Origin of the sequence: Bacillus sp. JH7, assembly GCF_001563515.1 — a bacterium.
Classification (GTDB): Bacteria; Bacillota; Bacilli; order Bacillales; family Bacillaceae_G; genus Bacillus_A; species Bacillus_A cereus.
In genome coordinates this window covers 419475-436392 of sequence record NZ_LPUS01000011.1, presented here as the reverse complement: position 1 = coordinate 436392, position 16918 = coordinate 419475, and the positions used below count along the sequence as shown (strand labels likewise).

The window sequence follows — 16918 nt, the reverse complement described above, 5'->3', positions numbered from 1 at the left end:
TTCAGTCAAATAAAACAAAACGACACACATAAGAAACATTTTATCATAATTAAAACCGTATATCACTATATTTAGTTGATAAGTAATCGATCCCATTTTAATTACTTAAAAAGCCTTCAGACATCAAAAAAAGAAAAGTTACACCCTCCTCCTCACTGGAAATTAAACGGTATATTTAGTACACTATATGTAATAATCATAGGCGATGGAGTTCGCCATAAACGCTGCTTAGCTAATGACTCCTACCAGTATGGATACTGGTAGGAGTCTATTTTTTTGAGCAAGCTATTTAAAGAGGTGAGAAAATTGATTTATATTATCGTCGGCATTGCTGGTATATTAGGAGCTCTTTCTCGTTATTATTTAGGTCTTAATATCAACACATTTTGGCATCATTCATTTCCATTGGCAACATTACTCATTAACTTAATCGGTTGCTTTTTCTTAGCGTGGCTAACTACTTATATCGCTCGGCTAAACATCTTACCTTCAGAGGTTATCACAGGCATCGGAACTGGATTCATCGGTTCCTTTACGACTTTTTCAACATTTAGTGTAGAAACTGTGCAATTAATCAATCATTCTGAGTGGAGCATAGCCTTCTTATATGTATCATGTAGCATACTTGGTGGCCTCATTATGTCTGGCCTTGGCTATACACTTGGAGATTTCTTAATTAAGAAATCTCTTACGGAAGGTGATTACTCATGATAGAAGCTTTATTAGTCGCAACAGGAGGATTTTTCGGTGCGATTACACGATTTGCAATTAGCAATTGGTTTAAGAAAAGAAATAAAACACAATTTCCAATTGCTACATTCCTTATTAATATAACAGGGGCATTTTTACTTGGATATATAATCGGCAACGGAGTTACTACAGGCTGGCAACTATTATTAGGTACTGGATTTATGGGCGCATTCACTACATTTTCTACGCTTAAATTAGAATCTGTTCAGCTTCTCAATCGTAAAAAGCTATACATCTTCCTTTTATATTTAAGTGCTACTTACATAATTGGTATCCTCTTCGCCTTCCTTGGAATGAAGCTAGGCGGAATATAAAAAAAGCGACTCTATTGAGTCGCTTTCTTTCATAAGAAATATGTCCCGCCATATGGAATGGAAAATAAACCAGCTGGATGTACATCGTAATGTACAATTTGCATCGGAAGTTGTGAATAGGGCATATACTGACTTTGCATCATTTGTGCAAAATATGCTTGTTGCTGCATTTGAATAGTTTGATTCACAGCATGAATTGTCCCTTGTGCCCCAGCCAGCGTAATAGCTGCCCCTACTTGTCTACCATTATAAAAATAATGATTCATCATGATTCATCTCACTTATTCTTTTTCTTCCATATGGTATGTTTCTATTTCATAGTGAGTGTTTTGTCCCTATCTATTGCCCTTTTTCAGCTTTGAAGTAATAAATCCAAATAGCAATATACCAATACCACTAAGGAACAATATATAACTTATCGGTACTAGGAAAAAGAAAGGTTCTTCAAGGAATCCATCCGCTCCTACTTTACTGTTTGAAGCATGTATCGTTAAAGAAATAATCGCTAAAATCATGAAAGAAATAGCTACTACGTATTTATTTTTCATTTCACATTCTCCTCTACTTATGTAATTCCCCTTAGATTCTTACCATCATATTATCCAAAAAAGAATTAACAGTCAATAATTATTTATTGTTAAACAATAAATAATTATTGACTAAACAAACAACAAAAAGGTTTGCAAAGCATCTTAAATCACTTCGCAAACCTTCTAAATTATAAATATTTACACTTCAAACCTCTTACTTAATACAATATACATTGCGCAAAATAGCACGAATATCCCAGCATAAATTAACAAAATCTCTACACTAAACATATCCGACAACGGACCAAATATTATCATTCCTAAAGGAAGCGCGCATGAATTCGCAATTTGTACAAGGCTAAACATCCGTCCGTGCATTGATGGTTCTACTTTCTCCTGCAATAACACAGTAACTGGTGTATTGAAGCACGGCATTGTTATACCAATTAAAAAATTAAAGACTAAATACATAATAAATATCGGTGCTATTCCGAGTCCAATCATAAGCAGTCCATATAATGCACAAGCTAGCGCTGTTGTATGCATACGATTACGAAAACCTCCCCACGCTGCAATCAATACGCCACCAGCTGCCGCACCCGCACTAAAGGTCATCTCACTAGCAGTAAGTCTCCACATTTCGGCCCCGAAAGAACGAGTTACCATTAAAGGTGTTAAAAAAGCAGCTGGACTTATTAAAATCATGACGATAATCAATAAAACGATTAGCCTTTTAATAAATACATTTTCTTTTAAATAAGTGAACCCTTCTTTAATTCCTTGTAGATTAGATTTTTGCTTACTTTCTACATTCACATGTCCTTCCACATGAATGACAAACATAATACTAATTCCAATCATAGCTGTAATAACATCAATAAAAAATGTTGTTTCAATGCTGGCAATAGAAAGAATCGCAGCACTTGCTGCTGGAGAAAGAAACATAATTAAAGATGTAATACTGCTATTTATTCCATTTACTTTCATAAGATACTCTTTCGGAACGATTTGCGGAATTAATGCATTCACAGCTGGCGTTTGTACTCCTGTTCCAGCTGAACGAATGAGTAACACAATAAAAAGTAACCAAATACTTTTATATCCTGTTAAAAATAAAATTGCTAAGACTAACGTCGCAATCGCTATAATCCCGTCCGATAACATAATCATCTTTTTACGGTCATAACGATCAATCCAAACACCTGCAAACAAAGATATCGCAATTTGTGGTAGAAAACCGCAAACAGTTGAAATAGTCAACATCACTCCTGATGATGTTGTAAGGGTGATATACCATATAATCGCGTATTGCACGAGAGAGGAACCGAACAACGAAATAGTTTGAGCGGTCAAAAATAATATAATTTTCGTTTTCCAATTGTTTTCACTCATATGTTTCACACCCCCTTAACTAATCCCGTCTCTATATGAAAGATGCTATCTGCCCAATCAAGATAAAAACTTGCTTCGTGAGATACGAGTATAATGCTGCCCTTAAACTTAATTAACGCCTTTTGCAAAGCTTCCTTCGCTTCTGCATCCAAATGATTTGTCGGCTCATCTAAAATTAAGAAGTTACAAGGTGATAGTAATAATCCACACAGTTTCACCTTCGATTGTTCACCACCACTTAACGTACGAATTTCTTGCGAAACGTGCGTATCCTTCACTCCACACGCAGCTAAATGATGGCGTATTTCCTTCATATTCAGTTTAGAAAACTGTTCTGAAATAATTTGAAGCGGCGTTAAAGAATCATTGCTCCAATTTAAATCTTGCTCATAATATCCAATCTTTATTTGCTCTGAAAAGTGAAACTCTCCAGAAATACTAGCAATATTTCCAACGATTGTTTTTAATAAAGTAGATTTCCCTACTCCATTGAAACCTGTAATGACAAGTTTTTGCCCACCCATTACTGAAAAATTCAACTTTGGTAAGAGAGCGAAGTCGTAACCAACTTCAAGATTATTTACTTCAAGAACTGTCTGAACTGAAATGGGAAGTTCCTGAAAATGAATAGACGGTTTATGAGTAAAACTTGGTGGCGCAATTCTTTCCATACGCTGTAATTGTTTTCTACGACCTTGCGCTATTTTTGAATTCACCCCAGCAATATTTCTACGAATATACTCTTCCGTTTTTTCAATTTTCTTTTGCTGTGCATAATATTGGCGAATATAATCTTTTCGCAAATGCTCCTTTTGTCTTACAAAATCTGAGTATTTGCCGTAATACTTCTTAACTGTTCCGAACTCTACATCACATATGCAAGAAGTTACCTTTTCCAGAAAATCAAAATCATGTGATACGACAATAAACGCTCCTTCAAAATTCATTAAATAATTAGCAAGCCACTCCACATGCTCCTTATCGAGAAAATTCGTCGGTTCATCTAGCAATAAAATATTAGGCTCTTCTAATAAGAGCTTCGCTAAAATTACCTTTGCACGCTGCCCTCCGCTTAATTCACCAATCACACGATTCATCCCAATCACATCAATACCTAAACCGGCTGCCACCTTATTCGTAATACTATCTACTGAATAAAAATCACGAGCCTCGAGCAGTCCTTGAATTTCTGCCGCTTTCAATAGTTGATTTTCATCTCCAGTCATCGCACTTTCTTCATATAACTTGTTCATTCTCTTTTCCATTTCATACAAATCATAAAAGGCTCTCTTTAAATATTGTGAAATGGTATAACCCTCATCAATTTCTGCGTATTGATCAAGATGTCCAATTTGAATATTAGGTTGCCACTTTATGTCTCCCTTATCAGGAATAATTTCCCCCACCAATATTTTCATTAATGTGCTTTTTCCTGCACCATTCTGTCCAACAATTCCCATATGCTCCCCTTTATGCAAATCAAAAGAAGCATTTTCGTATAATACTTTATCTATAAAACTATGTGATAAACTTTCCACTTTAAGTAAACACATTTTTATTCCTCTTTTCCTGAAATTAAAAAAAGCAGAGAGATAGCGTCATTCGACACTAGCCCTCTGCTTCGTGGTTTTTCCTATACTACTCCAATTTATAGTAAAGACTCATCGGAATAATATACACAAAGGGCCATAGACAAAGCATTGTCTATGGCCCCTTAATCTATTTTATACACCAGCTGAAAAACCATAACGAAATAAGCATAGATAAACTATACTTTTTTAGAAAAGTTATTCAGCCGATGAATATAGGGGATTTATGCCCCTTGATTAAGCTCCGTACAACGCTTCACCGTATACATTTGTGCGGAGCAAAGTTTTCTAATGAGTTTTACAAATTTTATATAAAGCATATTATGCACCTTCCTTAATACTTAAAAAGGATTTTAGCATACGGTTTTACGACGCGTCAACATTACTTCCGAATCTTTCAACTACTTGTTTTCAAAATATTGCTTCTGAAACATACACATTCTTATCGCATTATGATAGTTACCATCAACGAAAAACTCATCGATAAGCTCACCTTCTACCATAAACCCAACTTTTTTATAAACATGTACTGCCTTTTCATTTTCCTTATCCACAACTAAATAAATCTTATGCATATTTAGTACGGAAAAAGCGTAATCCATTGCTAAACGCGTCGCATCCACTGCATAACCATATCCTTGATAATTCGGATCAATAATGATTTGGAATTCTGTTCTACGGTGAATATAATCGATTTCTACTAACTCAACTAATCCAACCATTTCATTGTCTTTCTCAACGATAAATCGGCGTTCGCTTTGATCATGTATATGTTTATCATATAAGTCTTGCAGCTCCACAAATGCCTCATACGGCTCTTCAAACCAATACGACATAATATGCGCATTATTATTCAGTTCGTGTACAAACTTTAAATCTTCTCGTTCTAATGGACGTAACTTCAATTCCTGATTCATTCCTATAACCTCCAAGTAAAAGAAACCTCTTCACTTAATTTCTCAATTTTTTTCGATTTCAAACGCCCTAATTTCATTGTAAACTTTCAAGCAACTTGAAGGTCAAGATGTAAAAAAGTAGTGCAAACTTATGTCTGCACTACTACTCTTTTCTCAAATCTCTCATATTTGATATGTATAAAGCAATAACTAAAACAAGAATTGCTCCTGCGTATAATAACGTCTCCATCGGTTCCTCATGAGACACAATAATTAATCGAATTAAGGCCGTAATTCCGATATAAATAAAATAACGTAACGGGAAATGATAATTCGATTTAAAATACTTAATAATTAATGCAATGAACTCGAAGTATAAGAAATAGACGATGATACTTTCAACCAATTTATAAGACGTATACTCTTTTGCCGAAAAAATATACTGCACGAACGTAATTGTCTCATTCACTAAGAAAATTGATAACACAATGGATAATATAATTAAGGCTATATTTAATATCCATTGCAAAACACTAGCTATAACATGATCGATATTAAATGACTTCATTTTCTCTTTAGACTCCCCTTCGTATAAGTACTTATTTATTATAGCAAAATTACGATTGGAAAGAAGTTAAATCATATATTCGTCCTTTGTTGTTGCCAGTGAAGGGGATATTCATTGTTTGGAGGAGTCTTTTAACCGCAGAACTAGATTCCATATTAAGAAATTCCCTCAATTCGCTATTAGTAGTTATTATACTAAACAGAAGTGTGTAATCTTGTACAGCACGTAAATGAGCATGTTTAGACATACTATTGCAGTTTGAACAACGCCATCCCTGCTTTTCTTTTAACATTGCCATTGTAAAACATTCCTCACACTGTACACCCTTTAGCAACTCCTCTTTTTTAATTTTATATTGCGCAAGAACATTTTGACGTTGCGGAATGTGCTCATTCATAATCTGGCCTATAAGTCCATTTATATTATCAATCACTTTTTCTTTATATTGATTTTTAATCTGTTTTATTCTATTAGGTAAATTTGCACTGTGGATAATTTTACTAGACAGTATTTCATCTGAAGTTTTAATAATTGTGCGAGGGGAACTAATTACAACGAGGAATTCAATCGGAATATTATGTAAATCATGTAGATTCAGCCATTTTCTCAGTTGCATCTCTTGCCGTTTCAGTTGTAAAAGCGGATCTGGGAATCCTTCTTCCGTAGTACCATCTGCTATTCGAATAAGCTGATTGAAATTTGCATCAAAAATTAATGTACCAATAATATTTTTTATTTCAAGAAAAAGAAGAAAATAAGATGAAACTATGAGAGTATCAATTTGGAAATAATGTTTTTGATCAAATAACCTAATATCATGTAAAATATGGTATTCTGCTTCGGGTAAAAAACTAAGTGGATACTCAATCGCCTGCTCTCCTTTATAGCCGGCCATAAATTTCGCTAGACTTTCAACCACCACATTCCTTTTTGGATGATGAGCAGGCAATCTTCTAAGTAAAGCTTCTAATTGCAGCAAATATACGGGCAGTTTCCGCTCTTTCACAATCATTTTTATCCCCCTCCAAAATATATCAGCGATTTTTCAAATATATCAGCGCAACTCCAAATATATCGGCGATTTTCGAAATATATCGGCGCAACTCCAAATATATCAGCGATTTTCGAAATATATCGACTTACCGACAAAAACCGACACAACATACGCACATAAAATCTTATACACAGTATAACACCACATCTAAAATCGCACTGTAAGCATAATGTGTATACCCCAATGTGATTACGCCAGTTTCAAAATGAGAGACTTACATTCACCCCATGTAAAAAACCTTTTTATAAGTATGAACAAATTTTAGGAATTAGTTTATCTTTTTTTAATGTTTTATTTAGAGGCAGTTTATAGTCGGGGATTAACATAAGAAACGTAGCAATTAAGTTTATATATGACGCACTGCTACTATAATCGCTAACCGTACTACCTAAAATCATAAAATAAGGAGACGATAAAACATGAACAAAAAAACAAAAACACTATCATCCATACTGCTCGGATTCACATTAGCATTAACAGGGTGTGCTGGTACTAAAGCTGAAGAAAATCATGGGAAACAAAAGCAAGAACAAGTTGCTAAAGAAACAAACAAGGAAAATAAATTAACTAAAGGGCAAAAAATGGCTAATATTCTTAGCGAGACAAATTGGCAAGGTACACGAGTGTATGACAAAGATAAGAATGACTTAACAAAAGAGAATGCAAACTTCATCGGTCTTGCAAAATATGATGCGAAGTCCGGCAGATATGAATTTTTTGATGCTAAAACAGGTGCAAGTCGTGGCGATAAAGGAACTTTCTTTATCACAAATGATGGGAAAAAGAGAATATTAATTTCAGAATCAATGAAGTATCAAGCTGTCGTTGACATGACAAAACTAAATAAAAATGTATTTACTTATAAACGAATAGGGAAAGACGCTAACGGTAAAGATGTAGAAGTTTTCGTTGAACATGTTCCATATAAAGAAAAAGAACTTTCTTTCACTGATCCGGACAAGCAGCTGAACACGACTACAGGAGATATTGTTAAAAACGTTGATGGAGATAAAATTTTGGGCGGTACCCTTTGGCACGGAACAAAGGTATTAGACGAAGCTGGTAACGATGTAACACAGTTTAATTCGAATTTTATAAGTCTAGCAAAATTTGATGACAAATCTAATAAATATGAGTTTTTCAATAGCGAAACAGGTCAAAGCCGCGGTGATTATGGCTACTTCGATGTTGTACACGAAAATAAAATAAGAGCCCATGTTTCAATTGGAAATAACAAATACGGTGCTGCTCTTGAACTTACTGAACTAAATAAGAATAAATTTACGTATAAGAGAACTGGTAAAGACCAAGCTGGTAAGGATATAACTATATTTGTTGAACATGAACCTTATAAAGGTGATATGAAACCACAATTTAGCTTTTAAAAACGTTTGATTAAAGATCCTGTACTGAGTTACAGGATCTTTCTTATTAAGCAAGAGAACGAAAAGACGAAAAACATGTAGCTTTTCGTCTGCACAATATTCCCACCTTATAGTTGATGATTTACAAAACTTAAAAACATACCGATACAAAATAAAATTTGTGACCAAGTAAAAAGCGCCCTACTTATAGGACGCTTGTTTTATACTTAATGACTAATACTAGCTGTTGGGTATAATGTTGTTCCTCCAATTGAAACTTTTATTTCATTTGTTAATGGAACATTTTGTTCATTAATAATTGTTCTCCACCATTCCCATGCAAGACCTGTACATTCTCTTGCTACAATTTTTATATTTTTTGAGTTCGGTGGAAGAGGGATAACTGTAGAGTAATGAGCCGTTTTGTCTTTTCCGCTACCATCCCACGTTTTATGTGTTAGTACTTCGTTACCCTTTTGGTCAAATGTGAATTCATCCCAAGATACATCAAATTGAGCAACGTAAGCACCGTAATGATCAAGTGTCATTTTAGCACTTGAATATTCTGTAGTTGTCGTCTCAATATAATCTGTATTGTTATGAACAGCAGCAGTTGCATTATCTTTTAAGAAAGTGCTTGTATATGAAATTGGGTATGCTGGATTTTTAAGACTTAATTCAGCATTATCTTTAATGATATTTCGGATTTCATTGAAATCTTTAGTAACAACCTTGTTATGCTCTTTCGCATCTCCGCCTAATACTACAGCAGTAAAGGTACTTTCTTCAAAAATATCTTTATACTGTCCACTTGTTTCAACGCTGTTATTCTTAAGTAAGGCTTTAAAAGCAGCTTGTACATCTTTGCTCTTAGATGTTGTTTCTAATTTTACATAAATCGTTCTACCATAAGCTACATTTGAAACCATAACAGGTGGAGCCGAATTACTTACGCCTTTTCGAGTTAACTCGTCAAAAGTAACGCTATTATCAAAAAGGTCGGATGGATTGTTAGGTAGTTCAGCACTTACCGTATAAAATATTTGCTTATACGCCGCTACCATCACTTTTTTCTCTCCATTTGCAACCGCATTAAAATCAATGTTTAGACTGTTATCAAGATATTTAGCGTTAACATTAAGAGCACTTGCTATTTGTGATTTACTATAAACCATAGATTCCGTATACTGCATTCTTGCAGGTAACGTATGTGTTGTAGAATACTTTTCATTCCAAGTAGATACTAAATCGTCTACTGCTCCAGCTACATTACCATATGTCGGATTTTGGACAGTGATTGTATTTTCTTTTCTCATGCCCGGTAAGTCTATACTAATATTCAAAGGCTTTCTCTTAGCCACTAATAAACTTGGTTGATTGTCTGCAAAAGCTTTATTTGCAAGTTGTACAGCTCCTGGATACGTGCGATTCACTACAGAATCAATAATTGAAATATCGACTGGTGACGTTGTAAGTGATTTTTTTTCACGTTCCACTACTACAAATTTACCATTTGAATTGATACTTTCTTTCGGAACAAAACTTTCTACTTTATCACCATTTACAGCTAAAACCTCTTGATTATTATATTTAAGATTTGCTATACCAGTATTAATGCCACTAGCATTTTTGGTTACATCAGTTACATTACTTGCTTGTGTTTCTGCGAAGGAAATAGATGAATAATTAATAGTGCATAGACTAACTAATAAACATGCAAGGAACTTTCTTCTTTTAGTGTTTTTCTTAATATTCAGAAAAATCACCCCGTTCTTTTTTTAGTAAAATATGATAATGATTGATAAATGATAGCTAACTAATAAACTTACATAAATGCTTTTAAAAGTTCTTGAATTAACGGGATTACGCCACCTACAAATTTTAAAACTGCCATTGCGATTTCCATATTATTTCCTCCTTTTTATTGCTACGAAAATGTGATTTATCTTTATGCCCTCATTATAGTGACCCCTTACACTTTTATCAATACACTCTGATATGCAATATTACATATCAAAAAACAAGCTGAATTCTTTTAAAAAGTTATACAGGGATATTTTTTTCGTTTAGTACATATTTGAAAAGGTGAAGCATTCTTTTGCATTTTATGAGTAGTCACATAAAAAAGCCGCTGCCTATAAAATACAGACAGCAACTTCACCTAGAGTAGCTTGCATAATCTACGCAAGCTACAGTATTTTTTCACATTTTATAACTAATAAACAGCGATCGGCCCATAAGGACCATTAATAATCTCTATTTTTGTTTCAAAAATATCTGTCAAAAGTGTTGAGTCCATAACCTCTTCTACTGTTCCAAAAGCAGCAATTTGTCCATCTTTCATAGCACAAATTTTATCCGAGTATTTAGCTGCAAAATTTATGTCATGCATAACAGTCAAAATTGTTCGTCCAAATTCATTAGCTGCACGTCTTAAATGCTCCATCATTTGAACAGAACGAGCAACATCAAGGTTATTCAAAGGTTCGTCCAAAAGTACATATTCCGTCTCTTGGCACAATACCATCGCTACATATGCCCTTTGTCTTTGACCACCAGAAAGCTCATCTAAATATCTATTCTCTAAACTAGTTAAATCTAAGAAATCGATATATTTAGAAATGATAACCTCATCTTCTTTAGTCAATCTTCCCTTTGAATAAGGAAAGCGCCCAAATCCAACTAATTGTCTAACTGTAAGTCTAGTTACAAAATGATTTTCTTGTCGCAATATAGTCAAAACTTTTGCTAAGTCTTTTGATTTGGATTCAGAAACATCCATATTTGCTACCTGAATTTGGCCTTCATCCATATCTAAAAGTCTGCCAATCATCAAAAGTGTCGTGGACTTTCCAGCGCCATTTGGTCCAATTAAAGAAGTAAAGCCTGCTTTTGGTATTTCAATATCCAAAGGTCCTATTTTTACCTTATCAGTATAGAACTTTTTAACATTATCAATTTTTATCATAAAGCCCTCTTCCTTAAAACTATAGTTAAGAATATAATTCCACCAAATAATTCAATAATAACTGAAACTACACCTTGAGCATGGAATACATGATACATTAAAAAGTATGCGCTCGTCATTATTAAAAATCCTATAGCAAAAGCCATCGGAAAAATATATCTATGATCATAAGTTGCCGCTGCCTGATAACTCAAAGTTGCTACTAAAAAGCCGTAGAAAGTAAGTGGCCCAATTAGAGCTGTTGAAATAGACATCAAAATAGCTACTAATACAAGCGTATAAATTACACTAGGTTGATATTTAACTCCAAAAGAAGTAGCAACATCTTTTCCTAGTGACAAAACATTCAAATTCTTAGAATGAGCAAAAATTAATACCGCTACAATTATGATCATAGGAATTACAATAGGAAAATATGCAGGATCTGCATGATTAACAGAACCAAATAATCTTGCTTGTAAAATATCAAATTCTGAAGGCGCAAGTAGTTTTCTCATGAAAGTTGACACAGAATTTAGCCCGGTACCAATAATAATTCCAACTAAAAGCATAAGTTGTAAATTCCCGTATTTACCGGAAAGTAACCATCCATAAAGTATTAAACTCATGAAGACCATAACAACAACTTGGAATAAAAATGATCCAATTCCATTAAAATTTATTAACGCACTAGCACCAAAGAAGAATACTGTACTCGTTTGAATTGCTGAATAAAGTGATTCGAAACCTAAAAGTGAAGGAGTAATAATTTTATTATTCGTAATAGATTGGAAAGCAACTGTCGACAAGCTATGGCAAACCGCAGCAATAATCATTGCAACAATAGCTACTATCCTTCTCTTAACGACTGGGATAAAAGAAGGTGAATCTATCGGAACTGGATTGTTATAAACTAAAAGTCCATATGAAGAAAGAAGACCTAAAGCAATCAATGTTATCAGTAAAATCCAATAACGTCTTGCTTCCTTCTTAGACCGAAAAGCGCTAGCTGATCTACTTTCATTATGAAGGCTAGAATCGATCTCGACATTTTCTTTTTTTCTATATTCTAATGTGATCATCGTAGCCTCCTTGGTTTTCTTTTTCTCAATAAAATAGTAATAAACACGACTGCTCCCACTGTTGCAAGTATTAAAGAAACAGGTAATTCAAAAGGCTGTATAATTGTTCGAGAAATGATGTCACAGGCAGTTATTGATCCCATTCCGATCACACAAACCCAAGGTAAATTACTCCTAAGATCATCACCTCTAAACATTGAAACGATATTTGGCACAATTAATCCTAAGAAAGGTAAGTGTCCAATAACAGCTGCAACAATTCCAACTGCAACCGAGATAAGAGCAGTCCCAAAAAGAACAATTCTATTGTAATTAACTCCAAGACTTGTTGCGACATCTTCTCCTAGTCCAGCTAAAGTCAATCTATTAGCATACATAAAAATAAGAAAAGTAATGATAACAATCAGCCATAAATATTCATATCTTCCCACCTGAATGTTAGCAAATGAACCTACAAACCAAGTTTCAATACTTTGCGTCTTTTGAAAAAGGAGTCCTAAAAAAGTAGACACTGCAGAAATTACTGCTCCAAGCATCAATCCAATAATCGGAACAATTAAAGACGAACGAAGCTTAACTCTTCTTAAAAATAGAAAGAAAATCATAGTTCCTATAAAAGAAAAAATGATTGCACCAGTCATTCTTTGAACTAAAGTCGGGGCAGGAAATAATAAATACACAAAAAGCAGGCCTAAGCCTGACCATTCAATAGTCCCCGTTGTAGTAGGTTCAACAAAGCGATTCTGTGTAATAAGTTGCATGACGAGCCCTGCCATCGCCATCGCAGCTCCAGTAAGCATTAATGCAAACGTTCTTGGAACACGAGTGATGAAAAACATCTCCATTCCGTCCTCTTGTCCACGTATATCATAAACTCCAGTAAACAGTGATATAATCCCTAAAATTATAACAACTATAACTGCTATTATAAAAGGTTTTGTCCATATTTTATTTTGATTATAAAACTGGGGTTGAGAAATATTCTCAACCCTAGAAATCATATTTTTTGACACTGTTTCGTACCCCTTTACACTACTTAGCTAAAGTTTTTGCCATATTTCCAAATAACTCTATATAAGTTTGAATTGATTCATTTGTGTAAGTATCTTCTGGTGCATAAATAACTTGTTTTTTAGAAACAGCAGTTGTGTTTTGAAGAGCAGGTGATTTAGAAATAACATCCTTAGCAGGTGTTGACTTAGCTGCATCAGATGTTGCAGCATCACGATCTAATACGAAAAGCCAATCAGGATTTGTTTGTGCAATAGCTTCAACAGAAACGTCATCACCTTTATGACCTGCAGTAGAATTCGAAACTTCTAATGCTGGAGTCCAACCGAAAATGTCATACATAGGTCCCCAAACGCGACCAGAGTGCGGCGCAGCAAAGCCAATATTTCCACCAGTAACGATAACACTCATAACTTTATCTTTTCCGTTATAAGCAGATTTTGCCTTTTCAATAGATTTATCGAAATCAGCTACTAATTGTTTAGCTTCTTTATCTTTAGCAAAGATTTTACCTAAAGTAGTTGTAGAATCTTTAAGTCCTTTTACTAAGTTTTCTCCAGGCTTAGTAGCCTTCTCAGAAACATCAAAATTAAGATCAATAACAGCTGCATTTGGCACTAATTTTTTGATTTCTTCATAATGATCAGCAAATCTTTGACCAACGATTACAAGATCAGGGTTTGCCGCTGCAATAATTTCTAGATTTGGTTCACGGTGATTCCCAATATTTTGAACTTTTTCATCCTTTTTATATGCTGAATCAGCAGGCATGATATCCTTTGGAGCAGCCGCTAATTTAATTCCCCAATCAGATAAAGTTTCAAAAGTTCTGTTATCCAAAGCAACTACATTCTTTGGGTTTACAGGTACTTTAACAGTTCCATGAGCATCAGTGATTTCAACCGTTTTTGGCTTATCACTACCATTATCTTTATTATTAGCCTTCGAAGTTTCTTTACTTGAATCTGAGCAAGCCACTAACATTAAAGTAAAAATTGCTAGAATACTCACTAATTTTAAAAGCATAGATTTTTTCATATGTATACTCCTTATAGTGTGATTTATTTCGAAAATGATGACATCCATAGATTGAATTAGAAAGTAACTTTTATTCAATTGAATCGCTATTGATAATCATTTTCATTTGAACATCCTGTTAATTAGTATAGTCATTAATTCTGTGAAAATCTTGTGAATGGTGTGAATTCATAAAATCAGGCATAAAAAGTAATATGTGCGGTCAGGACTGTTGATTAACCTTCATTAAATACTTTCTCAACAAATACGGGACAGAGACCTTCCCTTACAAAATACGCGCAGTAATAGCTAATATTTCACAGAAACTACTTTATTATCTTATTTTTATCATTCAACCATTGAATAGCCTCTGCCATGTATCGTTTGAATATATCTATCTTTCTTCTCGCACTTTAGCTTTTTTCTTACATACCCAATATATAAGTCTACTACATTCGGATTTACTACTACGTCATATCCCCAAACTTGATTCAAAAGCATTTCACGGCTTAATATCGTATTTTTATTCTTAATTAAAAATACAAGTAAATCGTACTCGCGCTTCGTAAGCGAGAGATTTTTGCCACCTTTTTTCACAATATTGCTAGATGCATCAACAAAGAGATCTTTAAACTGAAAAAAGTTTGTCTCATTTTGCTGGTTATAGTCACTTCTTCTTAAAATAGCTTGAACTCTCGCTACTAATTCTTCCTTCACAAATGGTTTTCTAATATAATCATCCGCTCCTGCTTGTAACCCTGCTACGCAATCCTTGCTAGAAATATTGTCGGTCACAATAATGATCGGTGTCGTTTTAACAAGTCGTATTTGTCTGCAAATTTCTGGTCCTGATATACTTAATGAATCCCAATCCAATATGATAATATCCCAATCTTGTTCATATATTATATTTAAACCTTCGTTTTCATTGTGAAGTTTTAAAATGAAATAGCCTTCTTGCGTTAGACCGCTTACGATTTTCTTTGCTGAAGACCGTTCATTTTTAATCACCAACACCTGCTTCACCGATGGTTCACCTCTACTTCAATATAAATTATTTAGATAAAAAAATTATCCCGAAAAAATAATTTAAGATTTATAAATTTAAAACCCCTAAATAATCCATTAAAACAGTTTATTAGGAGAACTCTATATAATCTTACAATAGGTATGGATAAAAACACAAAACATATGAAGATTCGAATAAAGTAAAAAAATAATAACTACTTAACAATTGAGCGTTTACAATCTGCTATAGTATCTACCCGCTTATCATCAATAACCATTTTTTATTCTCTCTTTCAGGGATACCGTCCCATCGACTTCAGCATTCTATAAAACCACAAACAAAAAGAACCATAACCTCACCAACCTGGCAAAATTATGGTTCATATCATACAAAATAAAAAACCACCAAATATGTATTGGTGGAGACGGTGGGAGTCGAACCCACGTCCAAAAATATCGGCACTTAAGCTTCTACGAGTGTAGTCGATATATTAGCATTTCGCGAACTCTTCGGCCTATCGACAGGCTTCCAAGTTGCTAGTCTGGTTATTCTCTTCCTTTGTCCTCAGACGGCGAACTCCGGCGTAGTCCACTTAGTTTGAGTCCCTTACCCTACCACATGGACGATGGAGGGAGGAACCTTTAGTGCAATTAAGCAGCTAAAGAAAGATTGTTTTGTTTGCCAATTATAGGCTTTGACGTTTTAACGAGGCCGATCCCCTCGACTCGCAACCTAAGCTCGAACTATCCCTGTCGAATCCGTAACGTCCCCATGATAAAAATGGAGCATACGAAGAAAATATCGTGATAGCTACTAAGAGCTGTTTTTCAATGTGCAACAACCTTACATAAGTTATTATAACATACGCGCTCCATTTTACAAATGTAAATATCTGTATTACATCTTTTGGCGATCACGGAACGCGCGTGCAATTTCACGTTTAGCTTCTTTCTCTTTTAAATCGTGACGTTTATCGTATTGCTTCTTACCTTTTGCTAAACCAAGTGCCATCTTTGCAAATCCATTTTTTAAATAAATTCTAAGTGGAACTAATGCGTAACCTGTTTCTTTCGCAGCGCCCGCTAGTTTATCAATTTCTTTTTTATGCAGAAGTAATTTTCTCGTACGAAGTGGATCATGGTTGAAACGATTCCCTTGTTCGTACGTATTAATGTGCATATTATGAACCCATACTTCACCATTATGTACACGTGCAAACGCATCTTTCAAGTTTACGCGTCCAGCGCGAATCGACTTAATTTCCGTTCCTTGAAGGACAAGCCCTGCTTCGTATGTTTCTTCGATGAAATAATCATGAAATGCTTTTTTATTCTGTGCAATAACCTTACCTGTACCCTTTGGCATATAACGTCCCTCCTCTATTTTTACTATTGT

At 34.3% G+C, this 16918-nt stretch carries 17 protein-coding genes, 1 other RNA gene and 1 riboswitch; of the genes, 3 read left to right on the top strand and 15 right to left on the bottom strand.

The window, feature by feature from the left end; genetic code table 11:
- Nucleotides 1-192: 192 nt before the first annotated feature.
- Nucleotides 193-252: riboswitch (Fluoride riboswitch) on the top strand.
- Nucleotides 253-306: 54 nt separating this feature from the next.
- A complete protein-coding gene (gene crcB / locus AU379_RS19525) occupies nucleotides 307-711 on the top strand; it encodes a fluoride efflux transporter CrcB (RefSeq protein ID WP_000639312.1) in 405 nt (134 codons plus the stop codon).
- Entirely contained in the window at nucleotides 708-1064 is a 357-nt protein-coding gene (gene crcB / locus AU379_RS19520) for a fluoride efflux transporter CrcB (RefSeq protein WP_000568585.1), read from the top strand. Before crcB (AU379_RS19525) ends, crcB (AU379_RS19520) begins: the two co-directional genes overlap by 4 nt.
- A gap of 29 nt (nucleotides 1065-1093) precedes the next feature.
- On the opposite strand, the gene AU379_RS19515 is transcribed toward crcB (AU379_RS19520), so the two are convergent.
- The 7 genes from AU379_RS19515 to AU379_RS19485 form a co-directional block, all read right to left on the bottom strand.
- A complete protein-coding gene (locus AU379_RS19515) occupies nucleotides 1094-1333 on the bottom strand; it encodes a DUF3947 family protein (RefSeq protein WP_000980957.1) in 240 nt (79 codons plus the stop codon).
- A gap of 66 nt (nucleotides 1334-1399) precedes the next feature.
- Entirely contained in the window at nucleotides 1400-1612 is a 213-nt protein-coding gene (locus tag AU379_RS19510) for a DUF3955 domain-containing protein (protein WP_000792610.1), read from the bottom strand.
- A 180-nt stretch (nucleotides 1613-1792) separates the two neighbouring features.
- Nucleotides 1793-2986: an MFS transporter gene (locus tag AU379_RS19505; protein ID WP_001293750.1), complete on the bottom strand. Its 1194-nt coding sequence runs from the start codon at nucleotides 2984-2986 to the stop codon at nucleotides 1793-1795.
- Between the two features lie 5 nt (nucleotides 2987-2991).
- Complete coding sequence (locus AU379_RS19500) at nucleotides 2992-4539, bottom strand: ABC-F family ATP-binding cassette domain-containing protein (protein ID WP_061139647.1); 1548 nt, start codon at nucleotides 4537-4539, stop codon at nucleotides 2992-2994.
- Between the two features lie 437 nt (nucleotides 4540-4976).
- Nucleotides 4977-5492 (bottom strand): spermidine N1-acetyltransferase, encoded by a 516-nt coding sequence (speG, locus tag AU379_RS19495; protein ID WP_001071092.1) that lies wholly within the window; start codon nucleotides 5490-5492, stop codon nucleotides 4977-4979.
- 142 nt (nucleotides 5493-5634) lie between these two features.
- The gene (gene psiE, locus AU379_RS19490) at nucleotides 5635-6039 is read right to left on the bottom strand and encodes a phosphate-starvation-inducible protein PsiE (protein WP_000834708.1); all 405 of its coding nucleotides are present in this window, start codon (nucleotides 6037-6039) and stop codon (nucleotides 5635-5637) included.
- A gap of 49 nt (nucleotides 6040-6088) precedes the next feature.
- Nucleotides 6089-7051, bottom strand: coding sequence for a nuclease-related domain-containing protein (locus AU379_RS19485; RefSeq protein ID WP_061139646.1), 963 nt, complete (start codon nucleotides 7049-7051; stop codon nucleotides 6089-6091).
- A gap of 461 nt (nucleotides 7052-7512) precedes the next feature.
- Between AU379_RS19485 and AU379_RS19480 the strand changes: the two genes are divergently transcribed.
- Complete coding sequence (locus AU379_RS19480) at nucleotides 7513-8478, top strand: DUF4822 domain-containing protein (protein ID WP_001036741.1); 966 nt, start codon at nucleotides 7513-7515, stop codon at nucleotides 8476-8478.
- 206 nt (nucleotides 8479-8684) lie between these two features.
- Here AU379_RS19480 and alo read toward each other — a convergent pair whose 3' ends face one another.
- The 8 genes from alo to smpB form a co-directional block, all read right to left on the bottom strand.
- The gene (gene alo / locus AU379_RS19475; RefSeq protein ID WP_061139645.1) at nucleotides 8685-10223 is read right to left on the bottom strand and encodes an anthrolysin O/cereolysin O family cholesterol-dependent cytolysin Alo; all 1539 of its coding nucleotides are present in this window, start codon (nucleotides 10221-10223) and stop codon (nucleotides 8685-8687) included.
- Nucleotides 10224-10672: 449 nt separating this feature from the next.
- On the bottom strand, nucleotides 10673-11425 hold the full coding sequence (locus AU379_RS19470; RefSeq protein WP_000590071.1) for an ATP-binding cassette domain-containing protein: 753 nt from the start codon (nucleotides 11423-11425) through the stop codon (nucleotides 10673-10675).
- The gene (locus AU379_RS19465) at nucleotides 11422-12486 is read right to left on the bottom strand and encodes an iron chelate uptake ABC transporter family permease subunit (RefSeq protein WP_000631244.1); all 1065 of its coding nucleotides are present in this window, start codon (nucleotides 12484-12486) and stop codon (nucleotides 11422-11424) included. The genes AU379_RS19470 and AU379_RS19465 overlap by 4 nt, the downstream gene beginning before the upstream one ends.
- Nucleotides 12483-13499 (bottom strand): iron chelate uptake ABC transporter family permease subunit, encoded by a 1017-nt coding sequence (locus AU379_RS19460; RefSeq protein WP_000042071.1) that lies wholly within the window; start codon nucleotides 13497-13499, stop codon nucleotides 12483-12485. Before AU379_RS19460 ends, AU379_RS19465 begins: the two co-directional genes overlap by 4 nt.
- 19 nt (nucleotides 13500-13518) lie before the next feature.
- On the bottom strand, nucleotides 13519-14535 hold the full coding sequence (locus tag AU379_RS19455) for a siderophore ABC transporter substrate-binding protein (protein ID WP_000749435.1): 1017 nt from the start codon (nucleotides 14533-14535) through the stop codon (nucleotides 13519-13521).
- Nucleotides 14536-14862: 327 nt separating this feature from the next.
- Nucleotides 14863-15540: a response regulator transcription factor gene (locus tag AU379_RS19450; RefSeq protein WP_030029214.1), complete on the bottom strand. Its 678-nt coding sequence runs from the start codon at nucleotides 15538-15540 to the stop codon at nucleotides 14863-14865.
- Between the two features lie 399 nt (nucleotides 15541-15939).
- Nucleotides 15940-16294, bottom strand: a transfer-messenger RNA (tmRNA) gene (ssrA, locus tag AU379_RS19445).
- Nucleotides 16295-16420: 126 nt separating this feature from the next.
- Nucleotides 16421-16888 carry an SsrA-binding protein gene (gene smpB / locus AU379_RS19440; protein WP_001123919.1) on the bottom strand — a complete coding sequence of 156 codons (468 nt, stop codon included), beginning with the start codon at nucleotides 16886-16888 and terminating at the stop codon, nucleotides 16421-16423.
- Nucleotides 16889-16918: the final 30 nt, after the last annotated feature.